This is a genomic window from Vibrio furnissii CIP 102972, from assembly GCF_000176175.1.
Lineage (GTDB): Bacteria > Pseudomonadota > Gammaproteobacteria > Enterobacterales > Vibrionaceae > Vibrio > Vibrio furnissii.
Map to the genome: position 1 here is coordinate 596233 of NZ_ACZP01000014.1, position 23691 is coordinate 619923.

Consider the following 23691-nt stretch of genomic DNA (forward strand, 5'->3'; position numbering starts at 1 on the left):
AACTCCGTTTTGGTATGAATTCATTCAGCTTGGCAGATTATAATAAACCTGGTGCACATGCTCAAATCGAACCACATACTGATTAACAGCGTTATCTCAACGAAAATACCGTCCTGACGCCTTCTCAACCCGTTGCCCTAGCAAGTGCAGATCATTGTTGAATTAATTGATATTTCTGCGATATCAGAAATAGTATAGACACAAATTTTGTCGGTGTATTTGCAAACGCTTCCCCCGCCTCATGCGTGAGAAGTGACACATTCAGTTGCGCATTTTCTTGTGTAACAGATTGTATCTCAACCCGATCGCCCAACCATTCGCTGCTCACCATCACCATGCGCAGACGCAATTCATCGTACTGAAACAGTGCCAGATAGCTCATCACACCGGAGCCTTGATTCGACACCCGAATGATGCCCGCGTAACCACGGCGCTGCTCGTGGCCTTTCACGGCCACCAGCGAATGCGTATCAAGCGCCACTTGCCCCCGTTCACTGCCCGAATCGTAATCCCCCATCACCCAACGCTGCGTCTCGTCCCAACGATCCAGCAGCGCAAAGCTGACCGTTTCGGGGACCGGAATCGTCAGCGGCGTGGTGACATGGAGATCAAACAGACGCGCCACAATGGGGTCCGCTTTTAATGGTTGAGCAGGAAATTTCGACAGAATTTGCTCATCAGACAGTGAAAACCGGTATACCCCCGCGGCCACCACTAACACCAACAGCACCAGCGGCGTTAGTAAAATCAAAGGAATCGGAAGCCAACTTTTTCTCATGTTATGTCCGTTACAACTGACTAAAAGGGGCCGCACTATACCTTAATCACCACCTGAAGCGGACTATCACTTTGGCAGAATGTGCCCCATCCTATGTTTTCAGTCGCCTATTCTGATAATTGAATCACAACATAAGTAACACCGAGGTAAATCAACGGATAAATCAAGGTTAATATACTGATATTTCACATATTTAATAATCATGCATTACAATATCCCACTCATCAGGTTAGTGATATGGATCCCACTTTACAGGGACCAAAATGAGCGTAGAATCCACCGGGTTTCCAATTCCCTATCGTTAATAAGGTAATCGTTTATGTTTGCCATCTATGAATCCTATAAAGCGGGTTTACTTAAGCCAAAACAATGGATCACCAATATCAGCGCAGGATTGATCGTTGGGGTCGTGGCGCTGCCACTGGCGATGGCATTTGCCATTGCATCTGGAGTGAAACCAGAACAAGGCATTTATACCGCGATTATTGCCGGTATCATCGTGTCCCTGTTTGGGGGATCACGTGTGCAAATCGCCGGCCCAACGGGCGCGTTCATCGTCATTCTTGCCGGCATCGTGGCGCAATACGGTGTGGCCGGTTTGCAAATTGCCACCATGATGGCCGGGGTCATTCTTCTGATCCTCGGTGTTGCCAAACTGGGCAGCATCATTCGTTATATTCCAGCGCCGGTGATTGTCGGCTTTACCAGTGGTATCGGTGTCATCATCTGGGTCGGTCAATGGCAAGAATTCTTTGGTTTACCGGCCATTCACGGTGAACACTTTCACCAAAAGCTGATCGCCATTTTTCATGCGTTCCCACAGTTTGATCTCACCACCACGCTGCTTGCGGTGTTCTCTTTGGCGCTGGTGATTGGCGGTCCGAAAATTCCAAAACTGAATAAAATTCCAGGCCCACTGCTGGCTTTGGTGGTCGTGACCTCACTGCAATACACCATTGGTTTCGATGGTGTACGCACCATTGGTTCTGCGTTTGGCGGGATTCCACAAGGGTTACCCAAACTGGCGATTCCTGACATCACCTTCTCACAGATCATTCAGTTGATTGGCCCTGCGTTTGCGATTGCAATGCTAGGCGCGATTGAGTCGCTGTTGTCGGCCGTCGTGGCCGATGGCATGGCTGGCACCAAGCACAACTCCAACCAAGAGCTGGTTGGTCAGGGTTTGGCGAACATCGTCGCACCTCTGTTTGGCGGTATCGCAGCAACGGGTGCCATTGCGCGGACGGCAACCAACATTCGTAATGGCGGGAACAGCCCGATTGCGGGTGTGGTGCACGCTGCGACCTTGGTCATCATTTTGCTGGCACTTGCGCCACTGGCCGTCAACATTCCGCTGGCAACGTTAAGCGCCATCTTATTTGTGGTAGCGTGGAACATGAGTGAAGCACCTCACTTTATTAAGCTAGTAAAACGCGCGCCAAAAGCGGATGTGGTGATTTTGCTGCTGACGTTCGGCCTGACCGTGTTTGCTGATTTAGTGGTGGCCGTGAACATTGGGGTCATCATTGCGATTTTGCATTTCGTCAAACGGATGGCATCCAGCGTGGAAGTGAAAGCCAGTACTTCCCACGACTTGGGCAGTGAGCTGCGCACACACAACTTGTCGCAACTGCCACGTGAAATTGCCGTTTACGCGCTAGAAGGCCCCTTTTTCTTTGCGGCCGCCGAAACGTTTGAGCGGGTGATTAGCACCATTCAAGAGACACCGGAAATCCTTATTATCCGCTTGAAATGGGTGCCGTTTATGGACATCACCGGTTTACAGGCGCTGGAAGAGATCATTGAGAGCTTCCAGAAGAAAAACGTTAAAGTGCTGATTTCCGGCGCGAACCCTCGCGTCACTCAGAAACTACGTCGCGCGGGCATCGTTCAACTGGTGGGTGAATACCACTTCTATGACGAATTTGAAGCCGCGCTGAGCGCCAGCTTGGCGGAAATTGAAAGCCGTCAGAGCGCTGAACTGCCCGCCTCATAACGTTGCATTAATTATCCATCCCTCATAAAGCCCTTGAGTTCACAACTTGAGGGCTTTTTTCTGTCCGTTTTGTCGATAAAACCGCCACTCCTGTTTTCTCTCTTCATAAAAGCCGACGACTCTGTGCCCGCGATCACACAAAGAACACAAAGCGTTTTAAACAAATAATTAACCAGTGTAACAATGGCAAAACAAATCACTATGATTTGCACATCTCGCAGTGCAATGGAATGAATATTTAGCCCTTTTTAATGAATAGTATTGCAGAGCCATTAAAAACTGGATATTCTTGCACGCATGAGTAAATACGGATGTTTAGTGAATTAATATGCCAGGGATTTGGATTTAATTGACTAGTAGTCACACGAGAGAAGTAATGCAAGATAATGCTCAAACCTTAGAATCCCCGGCAGAGACGAACACTTCCGGCAGTTTTTGGATGTTCTTGATCCCGTCACTGGTCGGGGTCTTTCTATTTATGGCGCCAATCAGCTACGACGGTTCATTGACCATCCCCGTGGCCATTCTGGCGAAATCCATCCAAGCGCTGTTTGGTGACAGCCTGGTCGCGATCGTGACCGCCATCATCGCATTTATGTCGGTTGCCTCCGTTTTGACTAAAGTTTTCAAACCGGCATTCATCACGCAAAGTGGCTTTTTAAACAGCCTGTTTAACCCAACTTGGGTCTGGTTGCTGGTGCGTGTGATTGGTGGTGCAGCGGTGATCATGACATTCTTCCAAATCGGTCCAAAAGCGATTTGGGAAGAGAACACCGGGGGTTTGGTGTTGGAAGGCCTTCTCCCAACCCTATTCTCTGTGTTCATTTTTGCAGGCCTGCTGCTGCCGCTGCTGCTGAACTTTGGTTTGTTGGAACTCATGGGCGCGCTGCTGAGTAAAGTGATGCGTCCGCTGTTTAACCTGCCCGGTCGCAGTGCGATTGACTGTGTTGCGTCATGGCTTGGCGATGGCAGTGTCGGTATTCTGCTGACCAGCAAACAGTACGAAGACAAATTCTACACGCAGCGTGAAGCGGCGGTGGTCGGCACCACTTTCTCTGCGGTCTCCATCACCTTCAGTTTGGTCGTGATTGCGCAAGTTGAGCTTGAACACCTGTTCCTGCCGTTCTACGCAGCGATCTGTTTGGCAGGTTTTGTCGCGGCGATCATTATTCCGCGTCTGCCCCCACTCAGCTGGAAGAAAGACACCTACATCGATGGCAGCAAGCCAAACCCAGATCAAGATGCCGTGCCAGAAGGCCACTCCTCTTTCTCTTGGGGGATGGAACTGGCGTTGACTAAAGCGGGCAAAGTCGACTGCCTGAAATCCGTATTTGGTGAAGGCATTCGTAACGCCGTTGACATGGTATTCGGCGTACTGCCGGTGGTGATGGGCTTGGGAACCATGGCGCTGGTTGTAGCAGAATACACACCGGTCTTCTCGGTACTGGGCCAACCGTTTGTGCCTTACCTTGAATTGCTGGGTGTACCCGAAGCGGTTCAAGCATCACAAACCATGGTGGTTGGTTTTGCAGATATGTTCATTCCATCGATTCTGGCCGCGTCAATCGACAATGAAATGACCCGATTTGTTGTCGCAGCCATGTCGGTCACTCAGCTGATTTACATGTCAGAAGTGGGCGCGCTGATGTTGGGCAGCCGTATTCCAGTCAACATTCTGGAACTGTTCATCATCTTCATCGTACGCACGCTGATCACCCTGCCGGTGATTGTGGGTGTTGCCCACCTGATTTTCTAACCCATCGTTTGACGTCGCTCTCGACGCCACACGCGAAAAGGCTTCCACTGGGAAGCCTTTTCTTTGTTCGTCATCTGAACCAATCAGTTAAACTAATCATTTAGTCAATAATTCATTTCATTGCTCAAACTCTCGCCTTATACTTTAAAAAGCACCACAACTTCGAACCATCACCCGCAGAGGGAATTCCTTATGATAAGGCACCTGTCTTTCATCTGGTTGCTGCTGTATAGCGTCCACAGTGCCGCGGTCGAGATCACCGTCAAAGTGGGTGAGCACGCGCCACACATCATGACACTGGTGCAGTTGCAGTCAGCGCTGCCGGTGAATGCCTTCACCACGCACGTCCCTTGGTTGACCGAACCGCACACCTTTACTGGTTTTACGCTGACCGATTTACTCAAGTATCTCAAGGTCGAGAACGCCTAGTCGGTGTCGCTGATCGCACTCAACGATTACGCCGCCAACATTGCCATAGACGATGTGCAGCAATACAACCCAATTGTGGCCTACTTTTTGGATGGTAAACCGATGCGCGTGCGAGACAAAGGCCCGTTCTGGCTGGTCTACAACCTCAGCGCTTATCCGCAAATAGACGAACCGATGCACTACACCCAAATGGTGTGGCAGATTAAAGAGATATTGATTCACACGCATGATTAAACCGATACAAAGTCAGGCCCTCCATCCTTGGGTCTACCGTGCAAAAACATTGCTGATCCTCATCTCTGCGCTGCTGGTCGTGGCGAATCTGTACACCCTCAGCAGCACGCGCGATCTCGCGCGATCGTACAGCGACCAGCAAAATCAGGCGACGTGGTTTTTGTTTCAGTTGACCAAAGAGTTTACCGAGATGATTGCGGAATCGCCGTATGCGATCCATTCCGAGCAGAAGATGGCGCGCGTGTGGCTCAAATACGAGCTGACGTGGAGCCGCTTTGACGTGATCCTCAACAGCCGTGAAGCCGAGGGGTTTATGGGGTTGGAAGGCACCTACCCGTTTTTTAAACGGGCCTTTGACGATTTTAAAATGCTGGAGCCTTATTTGATGGCTGCCAAAGACGAAGCCTCCATGGCGCGCTTTGAGGCCCAATCGCAGCAGCTTTATCAGCGCATCATCAGCTACATCAACGAAAACTTTAAGATTCAAAGCCCGATTTACCTGCACCAAAAACAGCAAGCATACTGGCTGACTCAGATTCAGTTTGCCTTGATGTTTGTGCTGTTCGCCTGCATCGGTTTGGTCAGTTACATTTTGCACGCAGAAGCGCGTTTTCATAAGTTGCTGGCGCTGACCGACCCACTCACCGGGTTGTCGAATCGCTTGGCGATGTTTGCTGCGCTAAAACGCTACACCGTGCAGCAGTCATTTTCGCTGCTGTTACTCGACCTAAACGGGTTTAAAGCCATTAACGATACACTCGGTCATCAAGCCGGCGATTCAGTGCTCAAGCAAGTTGCACATCGATTGGCGCACATTCCGACGTTCGATTACTGGGTATTTCGCATGGGCGGTGACGAGTTTGCCATCATTCTCGACAGCGTTGACCCCGACGATCTGGCGGGCATGCAAACCCTGATTATGGAATGTTTTGACGCGGCGTTTCAGTTGCCAAGCCTTGAGTCCTACCCACTCAGCACCAGCATCGGCGTGAGCCGCTTTCCTTACGATGCGCTCGACATCAACCAACTGGTCCACATCGCCGACAAGAACATGTACCAGATGAAGTTCCAACAAAAAAGCCCCTCATAAAGAGGGGCAAAGTTACCATCGCTTATAGTTATAATCAGGTTCTTTCACTTAACCGAAGTCACCGTTCACGTAGCCTCGTGTGCGGTCATCTTGTGGTTGGTTGAAAATAATTTGGGTGTCGTTGTGCTCGACCAGCTCTCCCATCAGGAAGAACGCGGTGCGGTCTGAAATTCGGCGTGCCTGCTGCATAGAGTGCGTGACGATCACGATCGTGTAGTTCTTTTTCAGCTCTTCCATCAGCTCTTCGATTTTATGAGTCGCGATTGGGTCAAGTGCCGAGGTCGGTTCGTCCATCAAAATCACATCCGGCTCCATCGCGATAGTACGCGCGATGCACAGACGCTGTTGCTGCCCCCCTGATAAGCCGAACGCGTGTGACTTCAGGCGATCTTTCACTTCGTCCCACAGCGCGGCGCTGCGCAGTGAACGCTCCACCACTTCATCGATGTGTTTTTTGTCTTTCACGCCTTGAGCACGCAGGCCGTAGGCCACGTTTTCATAAATGCTCATCGGGAATGGGTTTGGCTTTTGGAACACCATACCGACTTTGATGCGCAGGTCAGCCACGTCGACGTTGCCATACACATCTTCGCCATCCATGGTCAGTTTGCCGGTAATTTTGACGCCCTCAATCAAATCATTCATGCGGTTCAAGCAGCGCAATAAGGTCGATTTACCACAGCCAGACGGGCCGATAAGCGCAGTCACCTGACGTGTAGGAATCGGCAGGTTGATCGATTTCAGCGCTTGGTTCTCACCGTAAAACAGGTTCAGGTTTTCAATGCTAAATTTGTTCATTGTCTTTATCTCGTAAATTCTGTCAGTCGTGTCGGTTTAGTAAGTCGCCGTATTGAATCGCTTCGCGATCAATTTGGTAAACATGTTGATGAGCAACACGACGACGATCAGGACGGTCGCTGTACCGTATGCCTGATTCCACTCTTCGATAGTAAACAGCTCAGTGGTCAGCTTGTACAAGTGCACAGTCAGCGTACGGCCTGAATCCATCAAGGAGTCCGGAATACGCGCAACCATACCTGCGGTCAAAAAGACCGGCGCCGATTCACCGATCACACGACCGATACTGAGAATGACTGACGTCATAATACCTGGCATTGCGCTTGGCAAAATCAAACGCCAGATAGTATAGATTTTTGATGCGCCAAGGCCGTAAGAGCCTTCGCGATACGTTTGTGGCACCGCCATCAACGCTTCTTCTGTGGTTCGAATAATCACCGGCAGAATCAGGATACTCAAGGTCAATGCGCCCGACAGAATCGAGAAGCCAAAGCCCAGAATCGCCACGAAGAACGTCATACCGAACAGACCGAAGATGATTGATGGAATCCCCGCCAGCGATTCGGTACAGAAGCGAATCACTTTCACCAGTCGGCTACCCACTTTGGCATATTCAGTCAGGTAAATCGCAGTCATGATGCCAAGTGGCGCCGCCACTGCAATCGATGCAATCACCATGTAGATGGTTGAGACGATCATCGGGAAGATACCGTGCTCATCGCCCGTACGCGTGTAGTTGTCGGTAATGAAGTTCCAGTCTACATGCTGCAAGCCATTCGACAGAATGTACCAGATGATCCAGAACAGGAATCCAACCGTCAGTGCCGCAGCGAGCCAAATGAAGCTGCGCAGCACGTTGTCTTTCAATTCACGAACTTGTTTTAGTTTTGCGCGATCCATCGTCATTACCTCGCTTTCTCACGGTTCAGGTACAGCAGTGCCGCGTTCAACATCATGATGAACACCAAAAGCACCACACCGGTCGCGTACAACGCATTGGCGTGCACACCGCTGGCGTACGACATTTCGATCGCGATATTTGCGGTCAACGTACGCGCTGAGTCCAGAATGCCCTGAGGCATCGCTGGCGCGTTCCCCATCACCATGATGATGGCCATGGTTTCGCCCAACGCACGACCGATCCCCAGAATCACACCAGTCATAATCCCGGAGCGAGCGGCAGGAACGAGCAATTTGAAAATGGTGTAGATGTTGGAAGCACCCAGCGCCAGAGACCCCTCTTTGTAGGTTTTTGGCACCGCGCGAATCGAGGTTTCCGATACCGTGATCACCGTTGGCAGAATCATCACGCCAAGGACGATGATCCCCGCCAGAATGGTGTTACCGGCTGGCACCTGAAAGATGTTTTGAATCAGTGGCACGATAATCACCAGGCCAAAGAAGCCATAGACCACCGAAGGAATACCCGCCAGGAGTTCCACCGCAGGGCGAATCACATCAGCCACACGTTTAGGTGCGATTTCCGCAATGAAGATGGCCGTGAGCACGCCAACCGGTACGCCCACGATCACGGCGCCAAAGGTCGACACCACTGACGCGACGATCATCGTCGCCACACCGTACAGTGCTGGTGGCAGCCAATCTTGGCCTAAAACGATGCCCGTAATGCCGGCTTCTTGGAAAGCAGGGATACTTTCTCGAATAATGAAGTAGGCAATCACGGCGAGCGATACAATACCGATGACTGCACTGGTTAAAAACAAACCGTGAAAGAGGCGCTCTTTCCAGTCGATACGCTTTTTAGCGCGTAAACCGCGCTTTGTTGCTTGCGTCTTTGCACTGTTCATAAGCTGGTCACTATTTGTCGCGATGGTCATATTCATCTCACTTGTCGAACGAGTCGAGGTGGATTGAAAGCGCTCAGCCCTAATTAAGCGGGCTGAGCAAACTGATTAAATGGGGTTCTTAGTTCACAGGGATGTAGTGGTGAGAAGCAACAATCTTTTGCGCTTCGTCAGACAGCATCCAATCCAGGAATTTCTGTGTTTCAGCCGATGGTTTGCCTTCTTTGTACAGCACCAAGAATGGGCGAGCGACTTTGTAAGATCCTGCTTTCACATTCTCTACGGTTGCTGGTGTGCCATCGATCGATAGAGCGTGTACTGAACCATCTACTGTACCCAGTGAGATGTAACCGATTGAGTATGGGTTAGAAGCAACCATGGTTTTCAGACCGCCGTTACCGTTAGCAACTTGCGCGCGCTGAGAGATGGCAGAAACTGTTTTGCCAGAGATTTTCTTTTTCAGTTCCATGATTTCTTCGAATGCACCGCGTGTACCCGATGCTGTGTCACGAGTAATCGCAACGATTGGCTTGTCTTCACCACCCACTTGTTTCCAGTTGGTGATGTCGCCTTTGTAGATTTCTGATACTTGTTCTGCGGTCAGGCCTTTCACTGTGTTGCTTGGGTGCACAACAACCGCGATGCCGTCACGAGCGATCACTTCTTCAACCAAGGTTGGCTCTTTCTCTGAATCCTTCAGATTACGAGAAGACATGCCGATATCCGCGCTGCCGTTTTTCGCCGCTTTGACACCTGCAGATGAACCTGGGCCTTGCACTTCAATAAACACTTCCGAATTTTTCTTCATGTATGTTTCAGAGAAAACTTCCATCAGTGGAGTAACACTGCTAGAACCCACTGCAGAGATGGTCTCTTTTGCTGAAACTGGGTTAACTGCTAGAGCGCCTAGAAGAGCGATTGCACCGATTACTGTCTTTTTCATCACAATTTCCTTAAGTGGCTTTATTGCCGTTGTGTTTCACTTGGACGAGGGTCACTTTAGGCCTCGAATATGACAGTTGTGTTTCAGTTCATTGAAAAGTCGATGACAGGTTGAAATATTTGCAGCAGAGAAAAACTCTCTGGTTTGTCCCTGTTTCATTCGCAAAATCAAACATTTCACGCTCGTACATTGATGCCATGAAACACCGTTTTTTATAACGCATTGAAAAGGTTCATATTTCCACTTTAGCCGCTAGAACTGAAAAGCATAAGTCAGTTAAAAATCCGATTGAAATCTTATAGTTAGCAGATATTATCTGGGGTGCTATTCATAAAAATGATAATTATTTTCTCCCCAATATTTCAGAAGAGGACCACCATGCGCCAGTTACTGAGCGGTTTGTCGATCAAGCTGCAAGTTGTAGTACCGGTGTTTATCACCATGTTGTTGCTGATTTCAGGGATCAGCTACAGCACCACCACGCTCAAACAAGCGTTTCGCGACATGTCGCAATCGACCGAAACACTGGTCAATCATAAAGATGAACTGACCGATATCATCGACAACACGTACGCCATGCGCATCAGCGCCATTTACAGCCTGTTCCAACCAGAAGAAGTGAACGCCTTGCCTTCTGTACTCGAGCAGCGCCAAAGCGAAAACCTCACACACCTGAACTCGCTGGCCAAAGTGGCGGGGCTCGAGAACGAAATTGCCGAGCTGCGCCGCGCCATGCAGCGCTACGTGGATTATTCCATCCAAACCATGATTCCGCTGCTGAACACCAAACACCATCAGCAGGTGTCTGCGGCTTTTGATGCCGAATATGAGCGCGCCACCGACGTGTATCGCGATGCGGGGCGTGACATGGTGAATGCGATTCAAGCGCTGTCCGACCAACTCAACACGCTTGCATTGACTGACCTTCACGCCAATGAAGCGCACAACCACAGCGTGATGGACATGTCGTTGGCGGGTTTGATTGTGGTGTTACTGCTGGCCGCAGTCAGCAGTTGGCTGCTGGCGGGCGTTATCGTGACGCCGATTCGTCAGCTACAACAGACGGTACGCGAAGTCGCGCACGGGAACCTGCAAATTCAAGCCAACGAGGAAGGAAACAACGAGATTACGGAACTGGCGCGCGATGTAAACGCCACTGTATCTCAGCTACGCAGCACCGTGGATGCGCTGATTCGTATCAGCGTCGACGTGGCGTCTGCCTCAACTGAGCTGGCCACGGTGATGACGCAATCTAGCGTCAACTCAGATCAAGAAAAGCAAGAAGTGGAACAAGTGGCCTCGGCGGTGAATCAGTTGGAAATCGCCGCAGGCAGCGTCACCGATAACGCGACACGTGCCGACAGCGCCGCGCAGCATGCCAATCAACTGGCACAAAACAGCCTGAGCATGTTCGAACAGAGCAATCGTGCCAACGCGATCATGACCGATAAACTCAGCGATGCCGCCCATGTGGTGACCAGCTTGAAAGAGCAATCCGAACGCATCGGTAAAGTCATTGAAGTGATTCAGAGCATTTCTGAACAGACCAACCTGCTGGCCCTAAACGCGGCGATTGAGGCGGCGCGCGCCGGAGAAAGTGGGCGCGGGTTTGCCGTGGTGGCAGATGAAGTGCGTATGCTGGCAGCGCGCACGCAAGATTCGACCAAAGAGATTCAGGTCATCATTGAAGAGCTGCAAGATAAATCCGGCATGGCGAACGACAGCATGAATTCGAGCTTGAAAATGCTGCAAGACAACCAAGCGTTGGCCGCGAAGGTGAGTACGGCCTTGGAAGAGATCAACGGCTCGATTGCTGAACTGAGCGCCGTCAACACGCAAGTGGCGTCGGCATCGGAAGAGCAGAATCAAGTCACCTCCGACATCAACCGCAATCTGGGTAACATCTATGAATTGGTGAGCCAGAACGTGACCGGCATTACGCAATCAACCGCGGCAGCACAAGAGCTTTCGCAACTGGCCGAACAACAGAAACAGCAACTCAATTACTTTCGCGTGTAACGCCAAAGGCACACGGCCATTCCCCTGATGCGCCGTATTGTGCACAATAAAAAACCACCTTCTCAGAAGGTGGTTGAAAAAGAACAAAGCCGCCTGATGAAGGCGGCTTTGTTATGCTTTATTCGTCGTCGACTCTCGGCGCCACTTTCTTCTTCGGAATGAAGACGGTATCACCCACAGCCACGTGATCGTAGAACCCTTTATCGCGCTTCACGGGTTTCTTCGCCACTTTCTTCGCTTGCGGTTTCGCTTGGCCACGTTGTGGCTTGGCTTTGTTCACAGGCTGACGTACTTTCAGGCCTTTGAACTTGCCTTGCAAACCTTCCAACACATCAAATTGAATGTCTTGCTTCAGGTAGGCTTCTACGCGTTTGAAGCTGTCCCAATCTTTTGGACCCACCAGCGAAATCGCATCACCTTTGTTGCCCGCACGACCCGTGCGGCCCACGCGGTGCACATACTCTTCCGTATGTTTAGGCATATCGAAGTTAATCACGTGCGTAACATTGGCGATATCCAGACCACGTGATGCCACATCGGTCGTCACCAGAATCTTAAACACCGCACGTTCAAACTGACTCATAATGGTATTGCGCTGAATCTGGTTCAAGCTACCACTCAGCGCCACGGCTTTGAGTTTGCGTTCGTTGAGTTTCGCCGTGAGACGTTCGGTGTCATCACGGGTTGCGGTAAAGATGATCACCTGACGGTAATCGGCATCATCCAGCACGCGATCCAGCAGCGCTTCTTTATGATCCAAATGGTCACACAGGTAGAAACGTTGGGTGATGTCTTTGTGTTGCTCGTTCGAACCACCGACCGCAATGTGCTTGGCATCGTTCAGCATCTCGTACGCGATGTCGTTCACTTGCGCGTGATCCAGCGTCGCAGAGAACAGCAACGTCTGACGACGGCGGTGTTTCGCGGCGTTGTGAATGTGGCGCAATTGCGGCGCAAAACCGAGATCCAACATGCGGTCTGCTTCATCCAGAATCAACGTTTCCAGACCTTCCAAGAACAGAGAGCGGTGCTCCAAGTGATCAGCCAAACGTCCTGGGGTCGCCACGATAAATTTCGGGCCACGACGCAGCGCTTTCACTTGGTCGTTAAAGTTTTCACCACCGGTGATCAGAGTGGCAGTGTAGCTCAGGCCCGACAGCATGGTACGCAATTCACCGTACACCTGTTTGGCCAGCTCACGGGTCGGAACCAGAATAACACCTCGCGGATCACGGGCTGACAACGCTTTGGTCTTCAACGCTTTATGAAGCATTGGCAGCAGAAAGGCTAGCGTTTTACCCGAACCCGTTTTAGATGAAGCCAGAAGATCTTTTCCGGCCATGGCAACAGGAATAGCCTGCTGCTGGATTTGGGTCGCTTGCTTGAAATCAAAATGAGCCAAAGTTTTCAATAAGCGATTGTCTAAACCTAAATCTTTGAACTGCAAAGGATTCTCCAATATTGTTGTAGCGCCTTGCACCGCAAGGCTAAGGTCAAAATAAAAAACGCGATATGATAGCGCGAATAGTGCACAAATAGATAGAGATCACACAAAATATTCTAAATGTAGCAGCAAAATGGGGAAGCGCGGATCAACGCGTGTCTCTCAGGAGTGAGAGCCTTCGTCAATTAATTGATTACTGGATAAAATTTTGGATTATTTTGACTTTGTTGATATAGGCGAAGATTAAAATAGTGTCTACACTTTAAATCGTCACTATATGGACAAAAATGTATAGGGCGTAATTGATAAATGTAAACAAGGAGTTCGATATGAACAAAATGTTAATCGCAGCTGCAGCGTCATCTGTACTTCTACTGGCAGGTTGTGCATCAGGTCCAGACGAAGCGACCACAGCAAAATTGGATGAACTGAACAACCAAGTTAGTCAGCTAAGCGATCAAGTTGCATCGCTGAAAAGTGACCATGCGGCTATGATGTCGAAAGCGAATGCCACTTCAGATGCAGCCATGGCTGCTCAAGAAGAAGCAGCGCGTGCAAACGAGCGTATTGATAACATCGCTCAGTCTTACACGAAGTAAGATTAACTAGTGTTATTGGCCATTAAAAATCAATAAGTTAATTAATGGCTAAACGATATTTGGCGATGAAGTGGCGACATTCTTTAATGTCGCCACTTTTGTTTTGTAGCTATGCACTACTACCCATCCAACTTGTGATTAGATGTCAAGACGCTCTAGCATGTCGGCTTGGGGGATCCTCGGAATATAAAATGCGTGATAACACTAGCGCCCACGGCCGTTGCATGTGTGTGGCCACTCAATTGTGTTCTTCGATAGGTTTACTCGATAGACGCCTTGTTTACATTCACCGCAAGGGAACTCACCTCTGCTTGAATGGTTTTGGCAATATAGCTTTTATCATCGTCGTTTCTTCCGCAAAATCTTGCGTTTCGTGTCATCTAAATTGTTAGATCTACCCTTAGGGTTGTACTAACAATCCTGAAACAAATTGCAAAATTTTGTTAGGTTCCAGCGCGTCTCTAACCCGTGCGGTGATTGGCTTTCGCCTCACCTAACCAGATCATTAAAAATCGCCCTAGATCTTTATAAAACCTCACAAAAACATCTTAATCATTTAATTTCAGCAGGTTACAAACACACACTTGATCGATTCAGATCCTTAGTTTTGCAATTTCTTGCAAGAAATTTCAACTTCCGAAATTTTATGCAGCCTGATTTCAGGCATTTTCTAGGGTTTCACACATTCGCTCCCCCCTTGTCGCGTAAGGCTTGGCGTGTTGTTAGTGCTTTGGTTGGTACGTGGACGGGCAAAAAGAAACGCAGCCGTATGGCTGAGCATAATATTTGGTCATTTTATCAGAAGCCTTAACCTTACTTGAGCTGAAATTCATCGTAGTAAAATCGTTGCTTATTTCTACAGTCCACCCAAAAGATTAAATGTTGTATTGAACTTTTATCGCTTATATCTGACATTTCTATGAAGTCACACTGACCACTATCAATTGCCATCTCAGCAGCCTTTCTTCTGAAGCGTTCAACTTCTTTCAAACGGACACCATATTTTTTTACTATCTTAGGATAGGCTTGTTTTGTATAAGGAGATAACGCATGTGAACTAATTTTCTTGGCATATTTATTACCTTTGATGTTTTTACCGGTATCCAGAAATTGACTGGCTACCCATCCAATATGAGTTTCTGCTAACCAATCGGGTGTGACAACCTTTATCCTCGACCAACCATCCTTAGTACAGTCTTCATAAACGGTAACAGTATCATCTATCTTGATATACTCCTTCGTCCCCAAAATATTTGATGCCTTTTGATTAATTATCTTTTGATATGAGGTGCTTGGCCCTTTTCTTACATTAATACCAGAGCCCAGAACGTTATATATTTTACCTGTTGCCAAAGATGAAGCGTCACAAGGCAGTGTTGAATCTTGTTTTTCTGAAGCCACTGACTGACTAGTTAAGTTAGCCCCAAAAACTCCAACGATAATCATCGAAACGATACGGCTAGCGAAAAGACTCCTGACCATGATAATGATGTACCTTTGCAGTTCTTCTATACAAAATAGTAGACCATCGATACAAATTCAGACTTCAGGTAATCGGCCACTGTCCTTCCGAACTACCTCTAATGCCATTGGCTTTAGCGTTGGCCTGTATCTCATCCACTATCGCGTTGGCGATAACCTCAGCCATCTTCTGAGCCATCGCGTGTTCGCCGTCTGTCACAAAGTCTTGGGCTTGAAAAGTTCAATGATAAGTCGTTCTTTCAGTGATGCTTTACTTAGCGCCATTATTTGCCGGCCTTAACGATACCGGATAGGCCGGGATGTGTTTTCCCGGTGAATGCGCAAATGCAATCGCCCTGTCCGATACCTTTGCCACCGTTCATGGTGATAAGGTTGGCCGTAAAGCGCTAGTCCGCGGCGCTTGCTTCCCAGTCCTTCTCTATGGCTTCCAGCTTTTGCCCCATGATTTTGAGCTTGTCATCTGGAGCTATGATGATATTTCACAGTTTTCCGGTCACCGTGACTAACTCGCCAGAGGTCACGATGTGCATATTGCCCAAACTGCCCAACTCCTCAAGATTATCGCCGGCAAGTAGCTCAACCGCACCCAACGCTTCAATGACCTTTTTACCTACGATGTCCTCTTTGCTGTGCCCTTTCACATCGACGTTATGGCTACTCAGTGTAGCCATATAGTACGCGACTTGTTCGGCCCACTTGATACAGGTTCACCAATACGGTTGATTTGGCTGAAGGCTTCTCCATAACAGGGATTCGGCCTGCACTGCGCAGGTTGTCGAAGGTAGACGACGTCATACCTGTTCGACGAAGAAATTCACGTTTAGTCACATAGGGTGTATCTATGGCTATTTGTATGCTGGCCATGGTGGTATCCTTATGAGTTAGCGCTTATTTGTGGTTATCTAGGCGCGATTATTGAACACACAAGGATTATTGATCGTCATTTGCGAACTTTCAATAGGAAATGATGAAATAATTCGAATATGAGAACTTATTGGTATGAATATTCGGAAAATAGAACCATTTGATTATCTAAAAGGTTCTGATTTCACTGAGAATTTAAAGCGTTTGACTGGATGCAAGAACTTTCAGGAAATGGCGTTCGTATATGACGTCCCAAAGAGTACATTTAGTACATGGAACACTCATGACCGAACTTCGCACGAATTAATGGTTAGAGCCCATTTAGCTTTAGGTATTCCTATGGCTGACCTTGCACTTAAACCTGAAGATAGAAGTAAAGTTAAAGTCGTTGAAGAACAGCCAAAAGTATTCATTTCCGAACTAGCTACGAATCCTCAGCACAGTTCTGTGCTTATCAAAAGCTACTGCCTAACCAATGGCGAGCTTTTGGACACGGGCGAACTGCCCTACGCGACCCGCAGAATGAATAGCTTTAACCTGAAAGTTGAATCCACGATTGAAGTGGAAACGAACGAAGCACTTTATCTTGTAGATAAAAGCTCTACCAACCCAGCATCGGGCAAATACCTGATTGATATCGATGGCACTCTATCGATCAACCACATCCAACGCTTGCCAGGTAAAAAGCTTGCAGTGGTGTTTGGTGATTCAACGGTTGAGGTTGCTGAAGAAGATATCAAAGTGATTGGGCGTGTTGCGGTAGAAATGAAGAAAAAATAAGCTAGTTAAGATGGCTAATGAGTCTAGTAAATGTTACCAAGAATTAGCTTTGTTAAGCTTTGTGAGATAGGGTATTATCCGCATCCTTTCAATAGTTTCAGTTAATGATACCAATTGAATAGCGTAAGATACTAAGGAACATAGCTTGTTGACCACTTCTAATACAACCAATACTATAACTCGCAAACAGCCAATTATTTTTTCGTTCTTTGCAGGTACTGGATTTTTAGATCTCGGATTCGAGCGCTCTGGCTTTGATATAAGGTTTGTAAATGAGTTTTATAAACCTTTTTATGATGCATACAAGTATTCTCGCAAAAAAATGGGCCATCCTGAACCTCAATACGAACACCACCTTGGAAGCATAGATGAATTATTGGCCGGCCCACCCAAAAAGCGTCTAAAACAATTTTTAATTGATGCTAAAAAAGATGGTCTAGTAGGCTTTATAGGTGGCCCACCCTGCCCAGACTTCTCCGTTGCAGGTAAAAACCGTGGACGCGATGGTGATCATGGTAAGCTAACTGAATCGTATATCAATGCAATTATCATGTTTAAGCCTGATTTCTTTTTGGTTGAGAATGTAAAAGGTTTGCTAACCAACAAAAAACATTCTGTATTCTATAAGGAAATGAAGAGCAAATTAGAAAATGCTGGATACCTACTCACAGACAGATTGACCAATTGTATTGAAGTTGGCTGCCCTCAAGATCGAGACCGAATTTTATTATTCGGTATTAAGCAATCTAAGGTGAAGCGCAGCCAAAGAAACAAGCTGACTCAGAATTTCAAATGGAATACCTATCTAAAGTTTGATAGTACTGCCATTCTTGAAAAATCTTTATGGCCGAACACTACGCCTTACGCTCCCGATCGCGACCTACCAGCTCCAAGTCACCTCAAAGACTTAGAGACATTAACTATTGAGCATTGGTTTAGGAAAAATGACGTTTATAACCATCCGAATGCGAAACATCATTTCAAACCGAAATCAGGTCTGCCAAAAATGCAGACTATTGAAGAAGGTGATGTAAGTGGTAAGTCTTTTAAAAGGTTGCACCGATGGAGATATTCACCAACAGCAGCATATGGCAACAATGAAGTTCATTTGCACCCATATAAATCTCGCCGACTAACAGCATCAGAAGCGCTTGCCATACAGTCGTTACCTAAAGAATTTGAACTACCTCAGGATATGACTTTATCAAATATGTTTAAGACCATTGGGAATGGTGTGCCATTTCTAATGTCTGAAGCCGTAGCCAAAACAATCAATGACTTTTTGAGAACCATCTGATTATTAGGCAAAACTTTAATGCGTGTTTTGGGTGACATATGACACGCATTGACACGCTATGCTAACATAGCACCAATAACTTTTGGCTTTTTGGTGCTATATGACTTTTGAAAACCTGCTTGATGAAATAGAACAGCTTATCAACCTCCCATTGAAAGCTATCACCGGAACCACTGCGGGTATCACACTTCTTTCAATTGACCGTGAATCAGGCAAATATGTTGTAAAGCCTGAGGATTCAAAACGTGAGCTAAAACGAAGTATTCGTGAGCTAGAAGCAATCTATTCCAGCCTAATAAAAGATGGATACTGTAATGTAGAACAAGCTTTACAAGGCTCATTTACAAGCAGACATCAACCAGAAACCATTTTCGCAAACCTTCCTTATATTCAATACTTTAGATTTGAAAGGCGTAAGCATCTAGTTCTCAGAGAAGGCAACCATCATCCTTTAGGTGAAACTCAAGAACTTCCCGCAAAAGAACAACGACAAATTCGTAAAACTTTAGCTTTCAATAAAAATTTCAGCTTAGGGCTGTTAGCTTCAGAGCTTGATGAAACGCTAACTAACCTAGACAACGAAATTCGAACATTACATGTTAAACAACCTGGCTTCCTTGTCGACACGCACATTCGTGAAGTTTTAGCAAACCTCAGTAAGATAAATCAATCTATTCAATCAGCAACAGTTTCTTTTAGTGAAGGAAATGATAGCGCGGAAAATGATAGCTCTACAGCGCTAGCGAGGGACGAAGAGTTTGATATGTCAGACCTTGTGGATCTATCGTCTTTAACCGGTGTTGACGACGGGAACAAAACCAACGACGAAGATGACTTTGAGAATGAGCCGGAAGAAGATGATGAGGACGATTCAGAACTCATCGTTCCCAACATTCGACGTCAAACCCCAAGCCTTTACGCTCTCTACCAACGCCTTACTTACGAAGAAATAGAAATTCAACCCGATTATCAGCGCAAAGACAGAATATGGAATGATGAAAAGAAATCGAAACTTATTGAATCAATTTTGATGGGTCTGCCACTCCCGATTTTTTATTTTGGCGAGCGAAAAAATGATAATTGGGTGGTTATTGATGGTCTACAACGTATTACCACAGTCCAAGATTTTATGATGGGTGAGTTCCCATTAAAATTGGATGAAGACTCCCCTGTTTATGAAGCAAATGGGTTGCTTTTTACTCAATTTGACAGAAAGCTAACTCGTGCAATTAATGAGTTTGAGATTACTGCCTATGTTATTGATATGGAGGAAGAACCTAAAAACAAAGGTACAGTAAATAAATTCATTATAGAACTTTTCCACCGTATAAATACTTATGGTGTAAAACTAAGTGAACAAGAAATTCGCTCTGCAATTAACTTTGGTAGCAGTGTCTTTTATCTAAAATTCCTTGCATCTAGTAACACGTTTATTGAGGCCACTAATAATACTGTCAATCCAAAACGTCAAAAAGATTTGGAAGTATGTTTAAGCGGGTTAGCTTTTTTAATTTTCGGGTACAAAGACTTTAGAAATTCAAAATATGATGATTTTTTAAATAAGACTATGAATTGGATTAATGACCAAGACTTCCGAAAAATAACTAACGACAATAATGAAGTCGACTATAAATCCGAATCCCAAGTAATTGTGTCTCTCACATCTCGATTTGAATCTAGCCTTAACTTCAATTTAGAGTTATTCGGGGAAAGTGCTTTCAAGAAAATTCGCAACCCAAATAAAAAAGAACCAATAAGTAAACCTCTGTTTGAAGTGCTGGTCGCTCTGTTTGCTAATATAAATGACGAGCAAAAAGAAATAATACGAGAGAAGAAAACTGATTTTATTCAGTGCTTGTATGACGCAATTAATAACGATTCAAAAGAATATGCTGAATGGTTAAGCCCAGTTTATGCAAACTCAGATAGAGGATTACATTATTCACTTTCCTCTTCAACTGGTAAGAAAGTTACTATTAACTACCGTTTCGAATCGATTATTAATATTTTAGAGCAAACTACTGGTTGCAAAATTGATATAAAGCCAATAGCTAGGTTGGAACATAAATCATGATAACAGAAATAGAATTAACAAATTTCAAGTGTTACAAATATCGCAAGTTCGAAAATCTCGGGAATTTAACTGTTTTTTGCGGTAACAACTCTGTAGGGAAAAGTACGGCAATCCAAGCTTTGGCTATTCCTTTTCAAAGTAAGTTCAATCAACAAGCTCAGCTCAATGATAGTTTAGTTGAACTCGGCACAGTGAGTGAAATATTTTCTACGCATGCAGAGGAAGATAATAGCCTAAAACTCTCTATATATTTCGACGAAAACAAGTGCTCTTGGGGTTTTGACAATGCTGTTGAACAAGGGACATTAAAAAGTCGTCTGTTGAACAAACAGATGGATGTCGCTGCTTCAGAATTATCACAGCACTACTTTTTAGATAAAGGTTTTCAGTTTTTACAAGCTGAGAGATTTGGTCCACGTTCATATTTAGAAAACAGTCACGATGAATCGATTCGTTATTGGTTAGGAGCTCAGGGTGAGTATACCTATGAAGTGCTGACTGATCTTACCAATAATGGGGAGCGCTTATCTCCAACCGATAAGCGAATATTGAAAGAAGATGAAGGCCCTACTGTCAGACGTAATATCATTAATTGGATGGCAGAAATTTCGCCTAGATTTAACTTTGAAGCCGATACTGTAAATAATGCCGAAATTAGCCATGCTCAGTTTCAGGCTTATGGCTCCCGCAAAACTAATCCTTTAAACATGGGGTTTGGTCTAAGCTATTCGTTAGGAATTGTTTGTGCGTTATTACTAACAAAACCAGGTGGCTTAGTAGTCATAGAAAACCCTGAAGCCCACTTGCACCCAAGGGGACAAAGCTACATTGGCCGATTAATTGCGAGAGCAGCATTAGCTGGAGTTCAAGTCATTATAGAAACACACAGTGACCATTTACTTAATGGCATCCGTGTTGGAGCTCGCTTAGATGATGATTATCAAGCTGACAGCTTCAAGGTTTATTATGTTTCAGGAGTCCAAGATAGTGAAAGTACCGTGGAAGAAATCAGCATAGGTGAGAATGGTCAACTATCTTCATGGCCAGATGGATTTTTCGATCAGCAGGCTTACGACCTAAAAACATTAATGAAAGGAGAAGAAGTAACAGACTTAGGGAGACGAAAATGAGTGATGCTGCCAAGGTTTACTTATCTTTATACAGCGTCGACAGCCTCAATTCATCCAATATTTATGAAGATATTGAAGGTATAGCTAAATGTCTAAAAGACAATCTCACAGTATATGAGCGTTCAAACAATGTGCATGTTGAATGTCCAACCGATTTTTTCGACTTCGGTGAAGTTGGTTCTTCATTAAATGACAGGTTGTTAGATATTGCGAATGACAACTGGGATCTGTACCAATTAGCCTTAAGTGAGTTAAATAAAGTCGTATTAGATTTCGTTAAAAACAACGATACACAAAGATTGATTTCATTAATTAATCATCAGCAGCTTACTCTCCCCAGACATTATTCATTTGTGATATCTGACTCTTACCAATGGCCAAATGTTGCTGCTGACTTACACACTGATTCATGGACTGACACTCTCAGAAAAAACTCCAAGTTTATTTCAGACCATCACAGTAACATAGGCGAGTTTATTTCATGGTCAAAGATGAACTATGAATATCTCGATTTTCATCCCAACTTAATAAACACATTGTCAACAATCAAAGTGGGTACCTATCTTGACTATAAAGAGCAGCTATCACACGGCTTAAATACGTTGAATCAGGCATATCACTTAATTTCCACCGATGCTAACCAAAACCAAGCAGATCTCAACGTAATTGCAGAACATACTCACAGATTAGGGAAAAGCTTGGGATGTTCAAGACAAGGAAGTAATAAAGTTCCTACCATCTTCAAAAAGCCTCCATTAGTTACCCCAAGCGGAAACGAAACAATTAATTGTGAATATCACTTAAAAATTGATAACAAGGACAATGGACAGCCTATACCTCACGGTAAAGGCAACCCCGTTAGAATCTACTTTGGGCTCAAGACATACGACGAATATGAGCGAAAGCAATTCAAATTGGCTCACATGGGGAAACATCTCTAGGCAAATTTGCGTTATTTGCTATTGTTCGCACCGACCAAATTTAAACATTGAAGATAGACGCTCACCGACATACTGTATATAAAAACAGTATGTCGGTATATTTATGTCTATTCGAAACCTAAAAGACGGACACAAAAAGCCTTGGCTCTGCGAGTGCTACCCAAAAGGCCGAACTGGTCAGCGCGTGCGCAAACGCTTTGCCACCAAAGGCGAAGCGTTGGCGTTCGAAAAGTTCATCATGAAGGAAGTGGATGAGAAGCCGTGGCTGGGTGATAAAAAGGATTTACGCACGCTGCAAGATTTAGTCGAGCTATGGTACAAACTGCACGGCCAGAACCTAAAGTCCGCAAAAAAAGTTTACCCTCGCCTCCGCATCATCGTGGAAGAACTCGGAAACCCGTTTGCAATCAAGTTCACGGCGAAAGATTTTGTTCACTGGCGTTCGGGCAGGAAAGCCAAGCACCGCCACATGGAGCCTGGCACATGGAAGGCAATCTCAGCCCCGACGAACAATCTTGATTTGAGATACCTTCGTGCCGTGTTCAATGAACTGATATCCCTTGGCGAATGGACTCAGCCCACACCCCTAGCCAGTGTGAAGCAGATTCCGGTGAATGAATCTGAAATGGGATTTTTCTCAAATGACGATATCACCGCACTCTTCGATCGCATCAGTAAAAGCAAGCGAGCAAAAGAATTCGAACTTGTCTGTAAAATCTGCTTATCGACTGGCGCACGAATTTCAGAAGCGAACAACCTGCGTCTTTCTCAGATCACACAGTACAAGATCACGTTTGTTGATACCAAAAGCAAAAAGAACCGCACGGTACCGATCACCGAAAAGCTCTATAACGAATTAATGGCATTTGAACGGACGGGCGAAAAAGATAGGTTGTTTAGCAATTGTCTTTACGGCATTGCCTACATTGTCGATCAGACATTTCCTGACTTACCGGATGGACAAAATACACACGTCTTTCGACATACCTTTGCCAGCCGATTCATGGAAGCGGGCGGAAACATTCTGGTGCTACAAAAAATCCTCGGTCACAGTGATATTAAAATGACCATGCGCTACGCGCATTTCTCTCCCGATCACTTGATTCAAGCCGCCGAGTTGAACCCGATTTCCAGACTGGGACTGTAGATAAAAAATGGCGACAAAGTGGCGACAGATTTTATTGATATTGAGGTCTATTTGATGATATTTGGTTAACGGCAATTTTATAAGC

The 23691-nt window shown here is 46.1% G+C and carries 19 protein-coding genes and 2 pseudogenes; 12 read left to right on the forward strand and 9 right to left on the reverse strand.

Going from position 1 to position 23691, the window contains the following annotated elements:
- Window positions 1–151: 151 nt before the first annotated feature.
- Window positions 152–778 carry a hypothetical protein gene (locus tag VFA_RS12940; protein ID WP_004727291.1) on the reverse strand — a complete coding sequence of 209 codons (627 nt, stop codon included), beginning with the start codon at window positions 776–778 and terminating at the stop codon, window positions 152–154.
- 319 nt (window positions 779–1097) lie between these two features.
- Between VFA_RS12940 and VFA_RS12945 the strand changes: the two genes are divergently transcribed.
- From VFA_RS12945 to VFA_RS12960, 4 genes and pseudogenes are all read left to right on the forward strand, one after another.
- On the forward strand, window positions 1098–2774 hold the full coding sequence (locus VFA_RS12945) for a SulP family inorganic anion transporter (protein ID WP_004727292.1): 1677 nt from the start codon (window positions 1098–1100) through the stop codon (window positions 2772–2774).
- A gap of 376 nt (window positions 2775–3150) precedes the next feature.
- Window positions 3151–4530, forward strand: a complete 1380-nt coding sequence (locus VFA_RS12950; RefSeq protein WP_014257923.1) for a YjiH family protein — start codon at window positions 3151–3153, stop codon at window positions 4528–4530.
- Window positions 4531–4722: 192 nt separating this feature from the next.
- A pseudogene (locus VFA_RS24205) lies at window positions 4723–5193 on the forward strand (putative pterin-binding protein).
- On the forward strand, window positions 5186–6283 hold the full coding sequence (locus tag VFA_RS12960; RefSeq protein WP_004727296.1) for a GGDEF domain-containing protein: 1098 nt from the start codon (window positions 5186–5188) through the stop codon (window positions 6281–6283). Before VFA_RS24205 ends, VFA_RS12960 begins: the two are co-directional and overlap by 8 nt.
- Window positions 6284–6331: 48 nt before the next feature.
- Here VFA_RS12960 and pstB read toward each other — a convergent pair whose 3' ends face one another.
- The 4 genes from pstB to VFA_RS12980 all read right to left on the reverse strand — a co-directional run bounded on the left by pstB (window position 6332) and on the right by VFA_RS12980 (window position 9829).
- On the reverse strand, window positions 6332–7081 hold the full coding sequence (gene pstB / locus VFA_RS12965) for a phosphate ABC transporter ATP-binding protein PstB (protein ID WP_004727297.1): 750 nt from the start codon (window positions 7079–7081) through the stop codon (window positions 6332–6334).
- 36 nt (window positions 7082–7117) lie between these two features.
- On the reverse strand, window positions 7118–7981 hold the full coding sequence (gene pstA / locus VFA_RS12970; RefSeq protein WP_004727298.1) for a phosphate ABC transporter permease PstA: 864 nt from the start codon (window positions 7979–7981) through the stop codon (window positions 7118–7120).
- A gap of 5 nt (window positions 7982–7986) precedes the next feature.
- Window positions 7987–8919 (reverse strand): phosphate ABC transporter permease subunit PstC, encoded by a 933-nt coding sequence (gene pstC, locus VFA_RS12975; protein WP_038151743.1) that lies wholly within the window; start codon window positions 8917–8919, stop codon window positions 7987–7989.
- 88 nt (window positions 8920–9007) lie between these two features.
- On the reverse strand, window positions 9008–9829 hold the full coding sequence (locus VFA_RS12980) for a phosphate ABC transporter substrate-binding protein (protein WP_004727300.1): 822 nt from the start codon (window positions 9827–9829) through the stop codon (window positions 9008–9010).
- Between the two features lie 378 nt (window positions 9830–10207).
- On the opposite strand from VFA_RS12980, the gene VFA_RS12985 reads away from it, so the two are divergent.
- The gene (locus VFA_RS12985; RefSeq protein WP_004727301.1) at window positions 10208–11848 is read left to right on the forward strand and encodes a methyl-accepting chemotaxis protein; all 1641 of its coding nucleotides are present in this window, start codon (window positions 10208–10210) and stop codon (window positions 11846–11848) included.
- Window positions 11849–11966: 118 nt separating this feature from the next.
- Here VFA_RS12985 and VFA_RS12990 read toward each other — a convergent pair whose 3' ends face one another.
- Window positions 11967–13307, reverse strand: a complete 1341-nt coding sequence (locus tag VFA_RS12990; protein ID WP_167498035.1) for a DEAD/DEAH box helicase — start codon at window positions 13305–13307, stop codon at window positions 11967–11969.
- 314 nt (window positions 13308–13621) lie between these two features.
- Here VFA_RS12990 and VFA_RS12995 point away from each other — a divergent pair, with 314 nt between their 5' ends.
- Window positions 13622–13891, forward strand: coding sequence for an Lpp/OprI family alanine-zipper lipoprotein (locus tag VFA_RS12995; protein WP_004727303.1), 270 nt, complete (start codon window positions 13622–13624; stop codon window positions 13889–13891).
- An 813-nt stretch (window positions 13892–14704) separates the two neighbouring features.
- Here the strand turns inward: VFA_RS12995 and VFA_RS23010 are convergent.
- From VFA_RS23010 to VFA_RS23805, 3 genes and pseudogenes are all read right to left on the reverse strand, one after another.
- The gene (locus VFA_RS23010; protein WP_140209451.1) at window positions 14705–15337 is read right to left on the reverse strand and encodes an SH3 domain-containing protein; all 633 of its coding nucleotides are present in this window, start codon (window positions 15335–15337) and stop codon (window positions 14705–14707) included.
- Between the two features lie 100 nt (window positions 15338–15437).
- Window positions 15438–15637: pseudogene (locus tag VFA_RS24060) on the reverse strand (hypothetical protein).
- Between the two features lie 215 nt (window positions 15638–15852).
- Window positions 15853–16044 (reverse strand): hypothetical protein, encoded by a 192-nt coding sequence (locus VFA_RS23805; protein WP_004727304.1) that lies wholly within the window; start codon window positions 16042–16044, stop codon window positions 15853–15855.
- 328 nt (window positions 16045–16372) lie between these two features.
- On the opposite strand from VFA_RS23805, the gene VFA_RS13015 reads away from it, so the two are divergent.
- The 6 genes from VFA_RS13015 to VFA_RS13040 all read left to right on the forward strand — a co-directional run bounded on the left by VFA_RS13015 (window position 16373) and on the right by VFA_RS13040 (window position 23606).
- Window positions 16373–17017, forward strand: a complete 645-nt coding sequence (locus tag VFA_RS13015) for a phage repressor protein CI (protein ID WP_038151747.1) — start codon at window positions 16373–16375, stop codon at window positions 17015–17017.
- 145 nt (window positions 17018–17162) lie between these two features.
- Window positions 17163–18314, forward strand: coding sequence for a DNA cytosine methyltransferase (locus VFA_RS13020; protein WP_004727306.1), 1152 nt, complete (start codon window positions 17163–17165; stop codon window positions 18312–18314).
- Window positions 18315–18414: 100 nt separating this feature from the next.
- Window positions 18415–20388 carry a DUF262 domain-containing protein gene (locus VFA_RS13025; protein ID WP_004727307.1) on the forward strand — a complete coding sequence of 658 codons (1974 nt, stop codon included), beginning with the start codon at window positions 18415–18417 and terminating at the stop codon, window positions 20386–20388.
- Complete coding sequence (locus VFA_RS13030; RefSeq protein ID WP_004727308.1) at window positions 20385–21518, forward strand: AAA family ATPase; 1134 nt, start codon at window positions 20385–20387, stop codon at window positions 21516–21518. Before VFA_RS13025 ends, VFA_RS13030 begins: the two co-directional genes overlap by 4 nt.
- Window positions 21515–22459: a hypothetical protein gene (locus VFA_RS13035; protein WP_004727309.1), complete on the forward strand. Its 945-nt coding sequence runs from the start codon at window positions 21515–21517 to the stop codon at window positions 22457–22459. Before VFA_RS13030 ends, VFA_RS13035 begins: the two co-directional genes overlap by 4 nt.
- Before the next feature lie 103 nt (window positions 22460–22562).
- The gene (locus VFA_RS13040; RefSeq protein WP_004727310.1) at window positions 22563–23606 is read left to right on the forward strand and encodes a phage integrase; all 1044 of its coding nucleotides are present in this window, start codon (window positions 22563–22565) and stop codon (window positions 23604–23606) included.
- Window positions 23607–23691 lie beyond the last annotated feature (85 nt).

Excerpts from the sequence above, each read along its gene's own strand:
- VFA_RS12960 (WP_004727296.1), top strand. The coding sequence starts at position 5,186 with ATGATTAAACCGATACAAAGTCAGGCCCTCCATCCTTGGGTCTACCGT.
- VFA_RS13015 (WP_038151747.1), top strand. The coding sequence starts at position 16,373 with ATGAATATTCGGAAAATAGAACCATTTGATTATCTAAAAGGTTCTGAT.
- VFA_RS13035 (WP_004727309.1), top strand. The coding sequence starts at position 21,515 with ATGAGTGATGCTGCCAAGGTTTACTTATCTTTATACAGCGTCGACAGC.
- VFA_RS23010 (WP_140209451.1), bottom strand. The coding sequence starts at position 15,337 with ATGATTATCGTTGGAGTTTTTGGGGCTAACTTAACTAGTCAGTCAGTG.
- pstC (WP_038151743.1), bottom strand. The coding sequence starts at position 8,919 with ATGACCATCGCGACAAATAGTGACCAGCTTATGAACAGTGCAAAGACG.
- VFA_RS13040 (WP_004727310.1), top strand. The coding sequence starts at position 22,563 with ATGTCTATTCGAAACCTAAAAGACGGACACAAAAAGCCTTGGCTCTGC.
- pstB (WP_004727297.1), bottom strand. The coding sequence starts at position 7,081 with ATGAACAAATTTAGCATTGAAAACCTGAACCTGTTTTACGGTGAGAAC.
- VFA_RS12940 (WP_004727291.1), bottom strand. The coding sequence starts at position 778 with ATGAGAAAAAGTTGGCTTCCGATTCCTTTGATTTTACTAACGCCGCTG.
- VFA_RS23805 (WP_004727304.1), bottom strand. The coding sequence starts at position 16,044 with ATGGCTACACTGAGTAGCCATAACGTCGATGTGAAAGGGCACAGCAAA.
- VFA_RS12945 (WP_004727292.1), top strand. The coding sequence starts at position 1,098 with ATGTTTGCCATCTATGAATCCTATAAAGCGGGTTTACTTAAGCCAAAA.
- VFA_RS12985 (WP_004727301.1), top strand. The coding sequence starts at position 10,208 with ATGCGCCAGTTACTGAGCGGTTTGTCGATCAAGCTGCAAGTTGTAGTA.
- VFA_RS12980 (WP_004727300.1), bottom strand. The coding sequence starts at position 9,829 with ATGAAAAAGACAGTAATCGGTGCAATCGCTCTTCTAGGCGCTCTAGCA.
- pstA (WP_004727298.1), bottom strand. The coding sequence starts at position 7,981 with ATGGATCGCGCAAAACTAAAACAAGTTCGTGAATTGAAAGACAACGTG.
- VFA_RS12995 (WP_004727303.1), top strand. The coding sequence starts at position 13,622 with ATGAACAAAATGTTAATCGCAGCTGCAGCGTCATCTGTACTTCTACTG.
- VFA_RS13025 (WP_004727307.1), top strand. The coding sequence starts at position 18,415 with ATGACTTTTGAAAACCTGCTTGATGAAATAGAACAGCTTATCAACCTC.
- VFA_RS12950 (WP_014257923.1), top strand. The coding sequence starts at position 3,151 with ATGCAAGATAATGCTCAAACCTTAGAATCCCCGGCAGAGACGAACACT.
- VFA_RS13030 (WP_004727308.1), top strand. The coding sequence starts at position 20,385 with ATGATAACAGAAATAGAATTAACAAATTTCAAGTGTTACAAATATCGC.